Genomic DNA, 15,389 nt, shown 5'->3' with positions numbered 1-15,389 from the left:
TGAACTTTTGCAATGGTGCCATAATGCAGTAGCGCTCGGCCCCGGGTGCGGCAGGATTTCGGCAGCTCGCATAATACCAAGGAGAGGTGTTGGATGAGTTTTTTGCATGTTTACCACGAAGCCGATAGCGACCAGCCGTTGCTGTCGACGCGCGATGAGGCGCGTATCAAGCTGGAACTGGGCGCCCATCAGATTCTCTTCCAGTCCCATTCGCTACCGCCGCTTCGCAGTACCGCCAGTGCCGAGGAGGTGCTCGATGAGCACGCCGCTCTCATCGACGAGATGCGTCTGCGCAGCGGGTGTCAGCGGATCGAACTTCGCGGCATGAGCCCGGTCTATCCCGATGGCCAGTTGCGGCGGGAGCTGCTCTACAGCGAGTCGCGCAGCCTGGGTCAGCAATGGCATCTGTTTCTCCACGGCCAGGCGATCTTCTACCTGCATCTGGCTTATCGTGTCTATGTCGTTGGCTGCGAGCGCGGCAATCTCATCTCCATCCCCGCGGATCTGCCGCACTGGTTCGATATGGGGCCGCAGCCGGACTTCGTCACCTTGACGCTCAGCGAAGGGGATACGGATTCGCTGGCGGAAACCGCCAGCGACATCGCGCTGCGCTTCCCGCGCTATGAGTCTCTGGTCAACGACGCTGCGTGATCCGGCGGCGTCGTTGATGGTCGATCAGCTCGGAGGATCTCGATATGCTCGAACGAACCCGCTTCCGCGAGGCATTGCCCCGGGATGTCTCGGATCAGGCCGAGGTTTTTTACCACGCGATCATGGAAGGCGCGGCCAACCACTATACCCTGGCCCAGCGCGAGGCCTGGGCATCGGCGCTGCCGCGCACTGCGGAAGCGTGGATGGCGCGACAGGCGATCTACTCCACGCTGGTGGCAGAATGCGACGGGCATTGCATCGGCTTCTGTGAGCGCGATCTCCCGGCCGGGCGCATCGAAACGCTCTACGTCTGGCCTTCGGTGGCACGGCAGGGCGTGGGATCGCGCCTGCTGTCGCTGTCCATCGAGGCATTGAGAGACGCGGGGCACAGCGAGGCGATGATCGAAGCGAGCCTGGTGCTGGCGCCATCGCTGACCGGGCGCGGTTGGGCAACCCTGGGCGAAGAGTGGAGCGAACGTCAGGGCGAACGGCTGCCGCGGGTGCGAATGAGACTGGCACTGGATACCGGCGGCACGTGAACGCAACCGTTGGCGGTTCTGGACGTCTCCATTTCCCTTGAGCCGGGAAATTCGGTAGAGTCGCTTCCATAATGAAAGTGACCCACGATATTTCCTCCTTCTGCCCCGTGGCCCGCGCGCTCGATTGCGTCGGCGACAGCTGGACGCTGCTGATCCTGCGCGATGCCATGCAGGGCGCGCGTCGCTTCGACGAGTTCCAGCGCGGCCTGGGCATCGCTTCCAGCATGCTGACGCGGCGCCTGGATCGCATGGTCACCAATGAACTGTTCGAAAAGCGCTGCTATCAGCAGCATCCGCCGCGTTACGAGTATCATCTGACGGCAAAGGGGCACGACCTCGCACCGGTCATCCTGATGCTCTACCGCTGGGGCGAAGACCATCTGCCGATCGAAGCCGACGGCTTCCATCTGGTTGATCGACAGACCCTGGAACCCGTCGATCCGATCCTGTACGACCGCCACCACGATAGGCCATTGTCGCCCGGCGATGTGCGTCTGGCCCCCGGACCCGACGCCAGCCCGGCGGTTCATGCCCGTGTCGAGCGCATGCAGAAAGCCTTCGACCGTGGTGTTTCTTCCAGCTCGCAGACAGCGGCAGCGAAGGCTTCTGGCCAGCTTGCCGATGCTGCGAGTGACTCGATCAATGACTGAAAGGACATCGTCATGCGACGTATCGTAGTGACAGGTATGGGCATCCTCTCGCCGTTGGGATGCGGTATCGAAACCGTGTGGCAGCGTCTGCTGTCGGGCGCCTCCGGCCTGCGCCGACTGCCGGCGGAGACCGTCGAAGGGCTGGCCGTGGGCGTCGGCGGCCCGGTGCCGACCATCGAGGAGGACAGCGCCGGCTTCGACCCGGACGCCACCATGGATCCGAAAGAGCGGCGCAAGATGGACCGCTTCATCCAGATGGCAGTCGCGGCGGCGGAAGAAGCGCTGGCCCAGGCCAACTGGTTTCCGCAGACGGAAGCCGAGAAGGAGCGCACGGCGACCCTGATCGGCTCGGGCATCGGCGGCTTTCCCGCCATTGCCGATGCGGTACGCACGGTAGACAGCCGTGGGCCGCGGCGGTTGTCGCCGTTCACCATTCCTTCGTTTCTGGCCAACCTGGCTTGCGGCCAGGTCTCGATCCGCCACGGCTTCAAGGGCCCGCTCGGCGCACCGGTCACGGCCTGTGCCGCCGGCCTACAGGCGATCGGCGACGCCGCGCGCATGATTCACGCTGGCGAAGCCGACGTCGCGCTCTGCGGCGGCAGCGAGGCGTGTATCGATCGCGTCAGCCTGGGTGGTTTCGCCGCCGCCAAGGCGCTCTCCAGCCATTTCAACGACACGCCGGAGCAGGCCTCGCGGCCGTTCGACCAGGCCCGCGACGGATTCGTCATGGGGGAAGGTGCCGGCCTGATCGTGATCGAGACGCTCGAACACGCCCTGGCACGGGGCGCGACGCCGATTGCCGAACTGGTCGGCTACGGCACGACTTCCGATGCCTATCACATGACGGCAGGTCCCGAGGATGGCTCCGGCGCGGCGCGCGCGATGCAGATTGCCCTGCGTCAGGCAGGGCTGGAAGCGGCCGACATTCAACACCTCAATGCCCATGCCACGTCTACGCCGGTAGGTGATCGGGGCGAACTTGCAGCCGTTCGTCGGGTATTCGGCGAACGCTCGCCGGCGATCAGCGCCACCAAGGCAACCACCGGCCATCTGCTGGGTGCCGCAGGCGGCGTCGAAGCGATCTTCACGCTACTGGCGCTACGCGACCAGACCGCGCCGCTGACCCGCAACTATGCCGATCCCGACCCCATGGCGGCGGACCTGGACATCGTCCACGGCGAATCGCGCCAGATGCCGATGGAACACGCCATCTGCAACGCCTTCGGGTTTGGTGGGGTGAACGCCAGCGCGATCTTCAAGCGTTACGAGGGCTGAAACGGGCTGCGCTCGGCAATATGACACGAGCTACGAGCTTCGAGCTTCGAGCTACGAGCTTCGAGCTTCGAGCTTCGAGCTTCGAGCTTCGAGCTTAGAGCTTAGAGCTTAGAGCTTAGAGCTTAGAGCTTAGAGCGAAGAACGCCAGCGATGTCGTCGCTGGCGTTCTTCGTTCCGAAAGTCACGCTGTTCTTCGCGGCTCGTAGCTCGTAGCTCGCGGCTTCAGGCCATCGTGTCGACGATGCCGCCTTCGACCCGCATCGCTGCACCGGTGGTGGCGCTGGCCTGGGGCGAGGCGAGGTAGACACTGAGATTGGCGACTTCCTCGACCTCGGCCACGCGCTGGATGATCGACGACGGCCGGTTCTCCTTGACGAAGTTGGCTTCCGCCTCGGCTTCGCTGATGCCTTGCTGTTTGGCGATGTCGGCGATCATCTTGCCCACGCCTTCGGACTTGGTCGGCCCGGGAAGCACCGCGTTGACTGTGACCTGGGTGCCCGCAAGCACCTTGGCCAGCCCCCGCGAGATCGACTGCACGGCGCTCTTGGTCATGCCGTAGTGGACCATTTCCGCCGGGATGTTGAGCGCGGATTCGCTGGAGAGGAACTGGATACGGCCCCAGTCGCGCTGCTTCATTCCCTGGGCGTAGTGGCGCGACAGCCGCACGGCGCTCATCACGTTGACGTCGAAGAACTGCTGCCACTCTTCATCAGGGATCTCGAAGAAGTCCTTGGGGCCGAAGATGCCCACGTTGTTGATCAGAATGTCGCAGTCGGGCTTCCGGCCGATCAGTGTCTGGCAGCCCTCGGCCGTGCCCAGATCGGCGGCCACGCCGTCGATCACGGCTCCCGGTATCTCCTGCTCGAGCGTACGGATCGCGTCGTCGACGCGCGCCTGCGTCCGTCCGGTCACCGTTACTGCCGCCCCGGCGTTGGCCAGGCCCTTGGCGATGGCCAGCCCGATACCGGCGGTGGAGCCGGTGACGATGGCCGTCTTGCCCGTCAGATCGATTTTCATCAGGTCTCTCCTTTTCCTGTTTGGCCAGCGTTTCGTCGGTCTCGCAAAGTGACGGTCGCGAGGATGGCCCCGACGAAAGTCGCAGGGGTAAACTCGAACATCGGGGCAGTCGTCGCGAACACAACCCGTGCGACAGGTTTTGGCCCGGCATCTGCCGGCCATGGCCGCTTTCGATGGCAGGACGTTCGGCGACAGGGCGCATTTCGCAATTCGTCGTCCCATCGCTGAAAGCCGCGGGGCTGCTGCCTCCTTATACTCATTAGATACAACCCTAACCACCAGGGAGAAAGACATGGCCGCGAGCCCGACACGTGACGATTTCGACCGCTACATGACCCCCAACTATTCGCCCCAGCAGGCGATTCCGGTGCGCGGCGAGGGGAGCCGCCTGTGGGATCAGGCGGGCAAGGAGTACATCGATTTCGCTGGCGGTATCGCGGTCAACGCGCTGGGACACTGCCATCCGGCGCTGGTCGGCGCGCTGACGGAGCAGGCCAACAAGCTTTGGCATCTCTCCAATGTCTACACCAACGAGCCGGCTCTGGCACTGGCCAAGCAGATGGTCGAGCGGACCTTCGCCGACAAGGCGTACTTCTGCTCTTCCGGCGGCGAGGCCAACGAGGCCGCATTCAAGCTGGCACGGCGCTGGGCGTTCGACAACTTCGGCGAGAAGAAGCACAAGATCATCTCGTTCAAGCAGGCGTTCCACGGCCGTACGCTGTTCACCGTCAGTGTCGGCGGTCAGCCCAAGTACTCCGAAGGGTTCGGCCCCATTCCCGGCGGCATCGTGCATGCGGAGTTCAACAATCTCGACAGCGTGCGTGCGCTGATCGACGACGATACCTGCGCCATCGTGGTCGAGCCGATCCAGGGCGAAGGTGGCGTGACGCCGGCAACGCCCGAGTTCATGCGCGGCCTGCGCGAGCTGTGCGATCAGCACCAGGCCCTGCTGGTCCTCGACGAAGTGCAGTCCGGCGTCGGTCGCAGCGGCAAGCTCTACGCCTACATGCATTACGACGTGACCCCGGACATCCTGACTTCCGCCAAGGCGCTGGGCGGTGGCTTCCCGATCGGCGCGATGCTGACCACCGACCGTGTCGCGCCGTCGCTGGCGGTGGGAACGCACGGTTCCACCTACGGCGGTAACGCGCTGGCCTGCGCCGTGGGTCTGGCCGCGCTGACCACCATCGATACGCCGGAAGTGCTGGCAGGCGTCGAGCGTCGTCACGAGCTCTTCCGCGAGCATCTCGAGGTCATCAATCGCAAGTACGGCGTGTTCAAGGAGATCCGCGGCATGGGCCTGCTGATCGGCGCCGAGATGAGCGACGACTTCGAGGGCCGCGCGCGGGACATCCTGCCGCTGGCTATCGAACAGGGGCTGATGATTCTGGTTGCCGGCCCCAACGTGCTGCGCATGGCGCCGTCGCTGGTGATCCCGGAAGCGGATCTCCAGGAAGGCATGGCGCGGCTGGAACTGGCCATCGAGCAGCTCGTCGGCCAATCATGATCGATGCCGATGTCGTCTCAGGTGCCGTAGCGGATTCGACGGCGAGAAGCGTCGGACACCTGCTGTTTCGCCCGGCGCAGTCCGGCGATCTGGCCGCGATCGAGCGGCTGGCCGGCGGCTCCACGCCCAAGCTGACCAACCTGCCCGCGCACCGCGACCGGCTGGAGGAGCGGATCGCCCGCTCCTCCCGGGCGCTGGCGCGCAATGTCGACTTCCCCGGCGACGAGCTCTACACCTTCGTGCTCGAGGATCGAAACCTGGGGGAAATCATCGGCACGGCGAGCATCCGGGCTCAGGCCGGCGCGCAGGACGCCTATTACACCTACCGCCAGGAAACCCTGATCCACGCCTCGCAGCAGCTCAACCTGCGCCATGAAGTGCAGACGCTCTCGCTTTCCCACGAGATGTCGGAAGTCTCGCTGCTGTGCGCGTTGTCGCTGGATTCGCGCTACCGCGGCACCAGTGCGGCGACGCTGCTGCGCCGCGCCCGGCTGATGTTCATCGCCCAGTATCCCGAGCGCTTCGCCGAGACGCTGGGCGTCGCCTTCCCGGGCTATCTCGACGAGGCGGGCGGCTCGCCGTTCTGGGACAGTGTCGGCCGCCACTTCTTCGAGCAGAGCTACCACGAGATCAACCTGCTGGCAGGCGTGCGCTCGAAGAGCTTCATCGCCGAGGTGATGCCGCAGTTCCCGCTCTATCTGCCGTTGCTGACGCCGCAGGCCCGCGCGGCGATCGGGCGTGAGCATCCGGCCCACGAGCAGGCGCTGCAGGAGATGCTGGCCGAAGGCTTCGTGCGTTCGCGCCATGTCGATATCTTCGACGCCGGCCCGGTGGTGAGAGGGGAGCGGCAGCGGCTGCACACGCTGACCCACTGCGGCTGGCACCCGGTGCGGATCCGTCCGGCGGCCTCGCTGCCGGATGCCGAGCCGGCCATGGTGGCCAATCAACAGCTGGCGGATTTTCGCTGCACCGTCGCGCGTTACGCGCTCACCCCGACCGGCCAACTGCTGCTGTCGGAAGAGCAGGCGGCATTGCTGGGCGTCGAGGAGGGGCGTGCCGTGCTGGTCGCGCCGCTGGCGCTGCCCAACGTCGAAGACGCGCTGGACGAGGGAGAACTGTAATGCGCCTGCGACCCATTGGGCATCACGATATCGACGAATTGCAGGCCCTGGCCCAGGAAACCGGCGTCGGTTTCACCTCGCTGCCCAACAGCCGCGAGTTCCTGACCGCCAAGATCGACAACGCGGTAGCGGCGTTCGAAGGCCGCGTCCCCGAGCCGGAGCGGCTCTATTTCTTCGTGCTCGAGGATGAGCAGACCGGCGAGCTGGCGGGCTGCTGCGCGATCGAGGCCGAGGTCGGCCGGGAGACGCCGTTCTACCACTATCGTGTCGGCAAGCTGGCCCACTCATCGGTCCAGCTCGACCTGCATCGCACCATCGACACGCTGTTTCTGAGTTCGGATCACACCGGCGACGCCGAAGTCGCCTCGCTATTCCTGCGTCCGGCCTACCGGCGAGACCGCAACGGCACGCTGCTCTCCAAGGCGCGCTGGCTGTTCATGGCGGAGTTCCGCGAGTGTTTCCCGGCCAAGGTACTGGCGGAAATGCGCGGCGTCTTCAGCCCGGACGGCGTCAGCCCATTCTGGAACAGCCTCGGCAGCCACTTCTTTCCGATGGAGTTCAAGCAGGCCGACCAGCTCACCGGGCTGGGGCAGAAGAGCTTCATCGGCGAGCTGATGCCGAAGTACCCGATCTACGTGCCGTTTCTGCCGCAGGCGGCGCAGGACTGCATCGGCCAGGTCCACGAGCACACCCGGCCCGCGCTGGAAATGCTCAAGAAGGAAGGGCTGCGCTGGGAAGGCTACATCGACATCTTCGACGGCGGCCCCACGGTGGAAGCCTACATCGATGACGTGCGCGCCATTCGGCATTCGCGCTGCGTCACGGTGGAAGTCGGCGGCGAGCGGTTGGCACAGTCCGAGCGCCCCGGCTGGATGGCGGCCACCACCGGCATGAACGACTTCCGCTGCAGCTGGATCGGCCGCGGCCCCAGCGAGGATGACGTGATCACGCTCACTACCGCCGAAGCCGAGCGCCTGGACGTGACCAGCGGTGACCGGTTGCGGGTGCTGGAAACCTGAGCTTCGAGCTTCGAGCTTCGAGCTTCGAGCTTCGAGCTTCGAGAAAGGGATTGCGAGCTTTCAGCGTGATCGAATCCTGAATTTCGCGGCTCGCGGCTCGCGGCTCGCGGCTCGCGGCTCGCGGCTCGCGGCTCGCGGCTCGCGGCTCGCGGCTCGCGGCTTACCAACCAATCATCAGGAGCGACATATGCACGCAAAGCTTCAACTGCTGATCGACGGCCGCTGGATCGACGGCGCGGCCGCGCGTTTCGACAAGCGCGATCCCGTGTCGGGCGACTCGCTGTGGCAGGCCGCGGCGGCTTCACCCGAGCAGGTCGATGACGCAATCTCGGCAGCGCGGCGTGCGTTTCCTGGTTGGGCGCGCCGTCCCTTTGCCGAACGCCAGGCGATCGTCGAGCGTTTCCGCGATGAGCTGGAGAACCACCGCGAGCCGTTGGCCCGCAGCATCGCGCACGAGACCGGCAAGCCGATCTGGGAAGCGCGCACCGAAGTGGGCGCGATGATCGGCAAGGTGGCGATCTCGCTGACCGCCTATCACGAACGGACCGGCGAGCGCGCCCGGGATGCCGGTGGCACGCGCGCCGTGCTGCGCCATCGCCCGCATGGCGTGCTCGCGGTCTTCGGCCCCTACAACTTTCCGGGCCATCTGCCCAACGGCCACATCGTGCCGGCGCTGCTGGCGGGCAACTGCGTGGTGTTCAAGCCCAGCGAACAGACGCCGATGACCGCCGATTTGACCCTGCAGTGCTGGGAGCGGGCGGGCCTGCCTGCCGGCGTGATCAACCTGGTCCAGGGCGCGGCGGAAGTGGGGCAGGCGCTGGCGGGCAACGCCGATATCGACGGCCTGCTGTTCACCGGCAGCGCCAAGGTCGGCGGGCTGTTGCACCGCCAGTTCGGCGGCCAGGTCGGCAAGATCCTGGCGCTGGAGCTGGGCGGCAACAACCCACTGGTTGTGAAGGACGTGCGCGATCTCGACGCGGCGGTGCTGACCATCGTCCAGTCGGCGTTCCTCTCCGGCGGGCAGCGCTGCACCTGTGCGCGTCGCCTGATCGTGCCGGCGGGTGAATCCGGCGACCGGTTGGTCGAGAAACTGGCGCAGACCCTGGCCGAGCTGCGCGTGGCGGAACCCTTCAGCGAGCCGGCGCCGTTCTATGCCGGGCTGGTCAGCCCGCAGGCGGCGGAAGGCCTGCTCGAGGCGCAGCGTGATCTCGAGGCCCGTGGCGGCCGTGTGCTGGTACGCATGCAGTCGCTGCAGGCCGGCACCAGTCTGCTCTCGCCGGGGCTGGTCGACGTCACCGGCTGCGAGGTGCCGGACGAGGAGCACTTCGGCCCGCTGCTCAAGGTCCATCGCTACCAGAACTGGGACGAGGCGATCGAGCTGGCCAACGATACCCGCTACGGGCTCTCCGCCGGCCTGATCGGCGGCGACCAGACCGACTGGGACGACTTCCTGCTGCGGATTCGCGCCGGTATCGTCAACTGGAACCGCCAGACCACCGGCGCTTCCAGCGATGCGCCGTTCGGCGGCATCGGCGACAGCGGCAACCATCGCCCCAGCGCCTATTACGCGGCGGACTACTGTGCCTATCCGGTCGCCTCCATGGAGGCCGATACGCTGACGATGCCCACGGAGCTGCCGCCGGGGGTGACCTTGTGAGCAGCGAAGCGGACATGACGGCCGAGCAGGACGTGCGCGAGGTCAACTTCGACGGCCTGGTCGGCCCGACCCACAACTACGCCGGGCTGGCCCACGGCAACGTGGCCTCGATGCGCCATGGCGGGCTCGCGTCCAACCCGCGCGAGGCCGCGCTGCAGGGCCTGGCCAAGATGAAGTCGCTGATGGACGCTGGCTACGCCCAGGGCGTGCTGCCGCCACAGCAGCGCCCGGACCTGGGCGCCTTGCGGGCGCTCGGTTTCCAGGGGGACAACACTCAGGTGCTGGCGCGGGCCGCCAGGGAAGCGCCGCAGATCCTGCGGGCGGTGTGTTCGGCATCTTCCATGTGGACCGCCAACGCCGCCACCATCACGCCGAGTCTCGATGCGCCCGACGGCCGCGTTCACTTCACGCCCGCCAACCTGCAGTCGAGCTTCCATCGCTATCTCGAGCCGGAGACCACGGGCCGCGTACTCGCCTCGATCTTTCGCGACGAACGCCATTTCGCCCATCATCCCGTGCTGCCGGCGACACCGGCGTTCTCCGACGAGGGTGCCGCCAATCACACGCGCCTTTGTGGCGACCACGGCGACGCCGGTGTGCATCTGTTCGTCTATGGCCGTCAGGCCTTCGGTGGCGAGCGCGCCCCCAAACGCTATCCGGCTCGTCAGACGCTGGAAGCGAGCCAGGCGATCGCGCGCCAGCATGGCCTCGAGGATTCCCGGGCCGTCTTCGCCCAGCAGCATCCCGACGCCATCGACGCCGGTGTCTTTCACAACGACGTAATCGCCGTAGGCAACGGGCCGGTGCTGCTCTATCACGAGATGGCGTTTCTCGACGAAGAGAAGACGCTGGATGCGCTGCGCGAACGAATGACGACGCCACTCATCCCGGTGCGGGTGCCCAGCGAAGCGATCAGTCTCGAGGATGCGGTGTCGACCTACCTGTTCAACTCGCAGTTGCTGTCGAATCCGGATGGCAGCATGACGCTGGTGGTACCGGGGGAGTGTCAGGAAAACGAATCCGTCTGGCGGACGATTCAGGACCTGCTGCTGGCGGGCTACAACCCGATCAGCGAGGTAATGGTCAAGGACGTCAAGCAGAGCATGCGCAACGGCGGCGGCCCCGCCTGCCTGCGTCTGCGGATCGTGCTGTCCGCGGCCGAGCGTCAGGCGCTGAGCGGGCGGGTGCTGTTGAACGCCGCGCTCCATGCCGATCTGGTGGGCTGGGTCGAGCGGCACTACCGCGACAGCCTGACTCCGGACGACCTGGCCGACCCCCGGCTCGCCGACGAGACGCTCACGGCGCTCGACGAGCTGACTCGGCTGCTCGGCATCGGCAACGTCTATCCGTTTCAGCGCGAGTCGACAGAACGCGCGTAACGAGACGCCTGCCTGGTCAGAACCGTCGACGCCGGCTCAGCGCCGCGAGGCCGAGCAGTGTCCCCGCGATGACCGTCGTGGTGATGACAGGGTGCATCGAGGCCTCGGTGTAGAGGCTGGTCTTGGAAACATGATGCGGGTAGTTCCCGCGCTCGCGCATCTCGGTGCCGGGTTCATGTAGCGCAAATGACTGGCGATGCTCCGTACGCCCGGACTTCTGCTGATCGATCATCATGCCGCCCATGAGGCGATCGGTCAGGCGCGGCGCGAAGTAGTCGAGCATTGCGATCGCCTTGCTGCCGCCCCCGGCACGAATGTCGCGTCGGGGATGAACGGCGCAGTGCAGGATCGCCTTGGCGACGACGCTCGGCTCGTAAAGCGGCGGCGGCAGGCTGGGCTCCTGCTCGAGCAGGTTGTGGGCATGTTCGGCATAGGGCGTGGCGATGCTGCCGGGTTTGATCAGGGTGACCGAAACCGGGGCGCCCAAGGCTTCCAGCTCCACGCGCAGGGCATCGGTGAAGCCCTTGACGGCATGCTTGGAGGCGGAATACATGCCCTGAATCGGAATCGCGCGATCGGACACCAGCGAACCCAGATTGATGATCGCGCCGCCATGGCCCGCAGTGCGTGTGGAGAGATAACGCGCCGCCTCCAGCGAGCCGTGAACGACGCCCCAGAAGTTGGTTTCGAACAGCTTGCGATGGTCTTCCAGCGGCACATCGAGCATATAGCCGTAAAGTGACGCGCCCGCATTGTTGATCCAGGTATCGAAGCCGCCGAAATGGTTGAAGGCGGTCTCGGCAATGCCATGTACCTGAGCGGGATCGCCCACATCGGCCACGGCATGAACCGCATCCGCGCCCCGTTGGCGTAGCTCCTCCACCAGTCGAATCAGCGTATTCTCGTTACGCGCCGACACCACGAGGCGCGCCCCCCGATCGGCGGCCATGCGCGCCGTGGAGAGCCCAATGCCGGAGGTCGCGCCGGTAATCACGACGACCTGATCTTCGAGATGCTTCAGCCTGATACCCATGTCGCACTCCTTGCCGGCCCTTGACGCATCGCGCTCGTGCCTGAGCGAAGCCCGTTCCGGGACCTGTTTCGGGGTCTATTTCGGGATCTGTTCCGGAAAATAACTTTCTACAGCATAGAAGGCGGCTGAGGATTGCAAAGCAAAGGTGTGACCCGGCTTTACCGAGAGCAATGGAAGGGAGAACCCGGGCGTCAGTCGTCTCCCAGCTTGACCATCCTGGGCCGGCCGATCAGCACGCCGGCTACGCTCTGCCCGGCCAGCAGCACGATCAGGAAGCCGAGCGACAGCTGCCAGTCACCGCTCAGCCCATGCAGCGCGCCGAACAGCAGCGGTCCGCTGGCGCCCATCAGGTAGCCGATACTCTGGGACATGCCCGACAGCATCGCCGCGTGCTGGGGCTGACGGGTGCGCAGCACGATCATGGTCAGCGCGAAGCTGAAACAGCCGCCCTGGCCGGCGCCCAGCAACAGCGCCCACAGCAGCGGAGAGGCCGTAGGCGCCAGCAGCAGGCCGAACAGCGCCAGCGCCACCAGCGAGCAGAGCCCCAGTACCAGCAGGCTGTGATGCGTCAGCCGCGACGCCAAGCGCGCGACGATGTAGCTGCCCGGAATGCTGGTGAGGTTGATCAGCGACAGCATGATCCCGGCGGTCGCCACCGGGACGCCGGCCTGGATCGCCACCGCCGGCACCCAGGTCTGCAGGGTGTAGAAGCTGAGCGACTGGGCGCCCATGAACAGTGTCAACGTCCACGCCACCGGACTTCTGAACAGCCGCGACATCGGCGGGCGGCGCGTGGCGGCGGGTTCCTCGGGCGCCAGGGAGAGCGCCACCCGCCACCACACGATGGCGGAGCCGATACCGAACGCCGCCCATAGCCAGATCGGTGTTGACCAGCTTCCCGAGAGATTCATCAGCGGAATGGCGCTACCGGCACTGATCGTGGCGCCGACGCCCATCATCACCGTGTAGAGCCCCATGGTGCGGCCCAGGCGGTCGCCGCGATCGCGCTTGACCAGGCTCGGCATGAACACGTTGCCGAAGGCGATGCCCAGCCCCGCGCACAATGTCCCCAGCAGCATGACCGTCAGACTCTCGACGCCGCGCATCACGCCGCCGAGGGCGATCAGCGTGATCGCGCAGGCGATGGCGCGGTCGAGGCCGACGCGATCGGCGAAGCCCGGCGCCAGCGGCGAGAGCAACCCGAAGCAGAGAATCATCCCGGTGGTGAACAGGCTCGCCGTTCCCGCGCCGATGGAGAGCGTCGACATGATCGGATCGAGTACCGGTCCGATGACGACGATCGGCGCACGCAGGTTGATCGCCGCCAGACCGAAAGCGACGAGCCACAGCCAGGCCGGTAGCGGGGGACGAGAGATCGAGGCTGACGACACGGGGAATGATCCTTCGCTGAATGGGCCGGCATCTTACCATCGTTGATCGGTGTCTCGATGCTTGCATGGGTAAAGTGATCGTTTTACATTGGGTGTCATGGATATTCGCACACGACTCATCTCGACTGCCGAGCAGCTGTTCGACCGGTACGGCTTCACCGCCACCGGGATGGACCGGCTGACGCAGGCCACCGGGATCTCCAGCCGCACGCTCTATAAGCACGTCGGCAGCAAGAACGGCCTGATGGCCGCCGTCCTGAACGAGCGGGACCGCCGCTTTCACCGGTTCGTCGGCGCGGACAGCGTCGACGCGCTGTTCGAAGCGCTGGAGACCTGGTTCGCCCAGGAGGGCGCGCGGGGCTGTCTGTTCCTGCGGGCCTGGGGTGAAACCGGCGGCGGCGTGCCGGAAATCGCCGAGGCGATGGCGCGACACAAGCAGCGACTGCGGCAGCGAATCGACGAGATCGTGGTGGCGGAGATCGGCCGGCGCGACGACGAGCTGGCCGAAGCGATTCTGCTGCTGTTCGAGGGCGCGACCCATGCGGCGACCTATCGCGGCGGCGCGGCCGTCGATGGTGCGCGGCGTGCCGCCCATCGATTGATCGAGAGCGCACGGGCGCCTTGATGCCGCGGGTCACCTAGACGCAGCTTTGCGGCCGTATTCAACGAATGAGCTGACCCCCAGGGTCGGCAGATTTTTTACGCCTGTAGTGAAAACGATCGTTTTACACCTGGTCGGTCATGGCCGACCTCGGCAAACCGGCTTCCCCGTCTCTCGACGGTGAATGCTCGAATGGAGAATGCCTCATGAATCGCTCGGAAATGCGTCTGGTCCTCGCCGGCACCCTGCTGACCGGCGTGAGCTACGGACTGGCTCGCTTTGCCTATGGACTCTTTCTGCCCAGCATGCGCGAGGATGTCGGTCTCGGTCCGGCCATTGCCGGAATCATCGGTAGCGGTGCCTACGTCGGCTACTGTCTCGCCATCGTGGCAAGCGCGCTGCTGGTGGAACGTCTCGGGGCGCGCCGGGTGGCGATCGCCGCGGCGCTGGTTGCCGCAGGTGGCATGACGATCGTCGCCGTCAGCACCAGCGCGCTCTGGCTGGCCGGCGGCATCCTGTTCGCGGGGCTGAGCACCGGGCTGGCATCGCCGCCCATGGCCCAGGCCGTCTCGGCGTCGATCGCGCCCGCTCGGCAGGGGCGTGCCAATACCGTCATCAATGCCGGCACCAGCCTGGGTGTTGCCGTTTCCGGGCCGGTGGCCTTCATCGCCACGGGGCAGTGGCGACTCGCCTACGCTGCGTTCGTCGTCGCCGCACTGCTCAATGCGCTGCTGTTGTGGATCAGCGTGCCGCGCACCTGCGGGAAATCGGGCAGCGATGAAGCCGCCGCGGCGGCCGCCGATCCAGAGCCAAGTCGCGGGTTGTGGCGTGTGCCAGCATGGCGGGTCATGTTGGCCGCAGTGGGTACGGGCATCGCCAGCGCCGCCTACTGGACCTTCTCGAGCGAAGCCGTGGTCATGCTGGGCCACTTCGATCAAGCGATGACCAATATCGTTTGGATCCTGATCGGTGTCGCCGGGCTGATCGGTAGTTTGGCAGGGGATTTGGTCAAGCGCCTCGGCCTCAACGTCACTCATCGTGCAACGCTGGCCGCGCTTGCGCTCTCGCTGGGTTTGCTTGCGCTGATCCCATTCAGCCTGCCGGCGGTGCTCTTCTCGGCCGCACTTTTCGGTTGCGCCTACATCATGCTCACCGGTGTCTACCTGGTGTGGGGAATCCGGCTCTACGCGGACCGACCCGCCATCGGTCTTGGCCTGCCGTTTCTGATGATCGCCGTGGGCCAGATCGTCGGCTCGCCGCTGGCCGGCTATCTGATCGGCAGCCGGGGGTACGCCTTCTGCTTCATCGTCTTTGCGCTGATCGCTCTGGCGACGATGCTGGTCGGATATCGCCCGGACGAAAAGCGGGACGAGCGACAGGAGGAAGTCGTGGTTGCTCCAGGCGCTTGCCGGAAGCCCGTTTCGTCAGCAATGTCGGGCTCTCCGGTCCCTCGCTTCTACATGCCGGCCATGCCGCCGCTGGGGTTGATGGACAGGATCGGCCGCAGCGTCGGCGACTGGCTCCGTTCGGTCAGGCGCTGATGCCGTCG

Annotated in this window: 14 protein-coding genes; 11 read left to right on the top strand and 3 right to left on the bottom strand. The window is 65.9% G+C overall.

Features of this window, described 5'->3' with window-relative positions; translation table 11 throughout:
* Nucleotides 1-93 precede the first annotated feature (93 nt).
* The 4 genes from R3F72_RS04995 (at nt 94) to fabF (ending at nt 3,115) form a co-directional block, all read left to right on the top strand.
* On the top strand, nt 94-651 hold the full coding sequence (locus tag R3F72_RS04995; protein WP_087719078.1) for a cupin: 558 nt from the start codon (nt 94-96) through the stop codon (nt 649-651).
* A gap of 44 nt (nt 652-695) precedes the next feature.
* Nucleotides 696-1,190, top strand: a complete 495-nt coding sequence (locus R3F72_RS04990) for a GNAT family N-acetyltransferase (RefSeq protein WP_087719077.1) — start codon at nt 696-698, stop codon at nt 1,188-1,190.
* A 71-nt stretch (nt 1,191-1,261) separates the two neighbouring features.
* A complete protein-coding gene (locus R3F72_RS04985; RefSeq protein WP_332779055.1) occupies nt 1,262-1,840 on the top strand; it encodes a winged helix-turn-helix transcriptional regulator in 579 nt (192 codons plus the stop codon).
* A 12-nt stretch (nt 1,841-1,852) separates the two neighbouring features.
* Nucleotides 1,853-3,115, top strand: a complete 1,263-nt coding sequence (fabF, locus tag R3F72_RS04980) for a beta-ketoacyl-ACP synthase II (RefSeq protein ID WP_332779054.1) — start codon at nt 1,853-1,855, stop codon at nt 3,113-3,115.
* Between the two features lie 222 nt (nt 3,116-3,337).
* Here the strand turns inward: fabF and R3F72_RS04975 are convergent, their stop codons facing one another.
* Nucleotides 3,338-4,132 carry an SDR family NAD(P)-dependent oxidoreductase gene (locus R3F72_RS04975; RefSeq protein WP_087719074.1) on the bottom strand — a complete coding sequence of 265 codons (795 nt, stop codon included), beginning with the start codon at nt 4,130-4,132 and terminating at the stop codon, nt 3,338-3,340.
* A 292-nt stretch (nt 4,133-4,424) separates the two neighbouring features.
* On the opposite strand from R3F72_RS04975, the gene R3F72_RS04970 reads away from it, so the two are divergent.
* From R3F72_RS04970 to astB, 5 genes are all read left to right on the top strand, one after another.
* Nucleotides 4,425-5,639, top strand: a complete 1,215-nt coding sequence (locus R3F72_RS04970; RefSeq protein ID WP_087719073.1) for an aspartate aminotransferase family protein — start codon at nt 4,425-4,427, stop codon at nt 5,637-5,639.
* Nucleotides 5,636-6,760, top strand: a complete 1,125-nt coding sequence (locus R3F72_RS04965; protein ID WP_087719072.1) for an arginine N-succinyltransferase — start codon at nt 5,636-5,638, stop codon at nt 6,758-6,760. Before R3F72_RS04970 ends, R3F72_RS04965 begins: the two co-directional genes overlap by 4 nt.
* Nucleotides 6,760-7,779, top strand: a complete 1,020-nt coding sequence (gene astA / locus R3F72_RS04960) for an arginine N-succinyltransferase (RefSeq protein ID WP_087719071.1) — start codon at nt 6,760-6,762, stop codon at nt 7,777-7,779. The genes R3F72_RS04965 and astA overlap by 1 nt, the downstream gene beginning before the upstream one ends.
* A 187-nt stretch (nt 7,780-7,966) precedes the next feature.
* Nucleotides 7,967-9,436, top strand: a complete 1,470-nt coding sequence (gene astD / locus R3F72_RS04955; protein ID WP_332779053.1) for a succinylglutamate-semialdehyde dehydrogenase — start codon at nt 7,967-7,969, stop codon at nt 9,434-9,436.
* Between the two features lie 14 nt (nt 9,437-9,450).
* Nucleotides 9,451-10,815 (top strand): N-succinylarginine dihydrolase, encoded by a 1,365-nt coding sequence (gene astB, locus R3F72_RS04950; RefSeq protein WP_332779112.1) that lies wholly within the window; start codon nt 9,451-9,453, stop codon nt 10,813-10,815.
* A gap of 16 nt (nt 10,816-10,831) precedes the next feature.
* On the opposite strand, the gene R3F72_RS04945 is transcribed toward astB, so the two are convergent.
* On the bottom strand, nt 10,832-11,848 hold the full coding sequence (locus R3F72_RS04945) for an SDR family oxidoreductase (RefSeq protein ID WP_332779052.1): 1,017 nt from the start codon (nt 11,846-11,848) through the stop codon (nt 10,832-10,834).
* Between the two features lie 191 nt (nt 11,849-12,039).
* A complete protein-coding gene (locus tag R3F72_RS04940) occupies nt 12,040-13,239 on the bottom strand; it encodes an MFS transporter (RefSeq protein ID WP_332779051.1) in 1,200 nt (399 codons plus the stop codon).
* 97 nt (nt 13,240-13,336) lie between these two features.
* Between R3F72_RS04940 and R3F72_RS04935 the strand changes: the two genes are divergently transcribed.
* Together R3F72_RS04935 and R3F72_RS04930 are read left to right on the top strand one after the other, a co-directional pair.
* The gene (locus R3F72_RS04935) at nt 13,337-13,864 is read left to right on the top strand and encodes a TetR/AcrR family transcriptional regulator (RefSeq protein ID WP_332779050.1); all 528 of its coding nucleotides are present in this window, start codon (nt 13,337-13,339) and stop codon (nt 13,862-13,864) included.
* Between the two features lie 182 nt (nt 13,865-14,046).
* Nucleotides 14,047-15,381: an MFS transporter gene (locus R3F72_RS04930; protein WP_332779049.1), complete on the top strand. Its 1,335-nt coding sequence runs from the start codon at nt 14,047-14,049 to the stop codon at nt 15,379-15,381.
* The last annotated feature ends 8 nt before the right edge of the window (nt 15,382-15,389 follow it).

It is taken from the genome of Salinicola sp. 4072 (assembly GCF_036663415.1).
In the GTDB taxonomy this organism is placed as follows: Bacteria; Pseudomonadota; Gammaproteobacteria; order Pseudomonadales; family Halomonadaceae; genus Salinicola; species Salinicola salarius_A.
The sequence above is the reverse complement of the archived record's forward strand: the minus strand, read 5'-3'. Positions and strand labels throughout refer to the sequence as shown.

Excerpts from the sequence above, each read along its gene's own strand:
- R3F72_RS04985 (WP_332779055.1), top strand. The coding sequence starts at position 1,262 with ATGAAAGTGACCCACGATATTTCCTCCTTCTGCCCCGTGGCCCGCGCG.
- astD (WP_332779053.1), top strand. The coding sequence starts at position 7,967 with ATGCACGCAAAGCTTCAACTGCTGATCGACGGCCGCTGGATCGACGGC.
- R3F72_RS04935 (WP_332779050.1), top strand. The coding sequence starts at position 13,337 with ATGGATATTCGCACACGACTCATCTCGACTGCCGAGCAGCTGTTCGAC.
- R3F72_RS04975 (WP_087719074.1), bottom strand. The coding sequence starts at position 4,132 with ATGAAAATCGATCTGACGGGCAAGACGGCCATCGTCACCGGCTCCACC.
- R3F72_RS04990 (WP_087719077.1), top strand. The coding sequence starts at position 696 with ATGCTCGAACGAACCCGCTTCCGCGAGGCATTGCCCCGGGATGTCTCG.
- R3F72_RS04965 (WP_087719072.1), top strand. The coding sequence starts at position 5,636 with ATGATCGATGCCGATGTCGTCTCAGGTGCCGTAGCGGATTCGACGGCG.
- astB (WP_332779112.1), top strand. The coding sequence starts at position 9,451 with ATGACGGCCGAGCAGGACGTGCGCGAGGTCAACTTCGACGGCCTGGTC.
- fabF (WP_332779054.1), top strand. The coding sequence starts at position 1,853 with ATGCGACGTATCGTAGTGACAGGTATGGGCATCCTCTCGCCGTTGGGA.
- R3F72_RS04930 (WP_332779049.1), top strand. The coding sequence starts at position 14,047 with ATGAATCGCTCGGAAATGCGTCTGGTCCTCGCCGGCACCCTGCTGACC.
- R3F72_RS04970 (WP_087719073.1), top strand. The coding sequence starts at position 4,425 with ATGGCCGCGAGCCCGACACGTGACGATTTCGACCGCTACATGACCCCC.
- R3F72_RS04945 (WP_332779052.1), bottom strand. The coding sequence starts at position 11,848 with ATGGGTATCAGGCTGAAGCATCTCGAAGATCAGGTCGTCGTGATTACC.
- astA (WP_087719071.1), top strand. The coding sequence starts at position 6,760 with ATGCGCCTGCGACCCATTGGGCATCACGATATCGACGAATTGCAGGCC.
- R3F72_RS04995 (WP_087719078.1), top strand. The coding sequence starts at position 94 with ATGAGTTTTTTGCATGTTTACCACGAAGCCGATAGCGACCAGCCGTTG.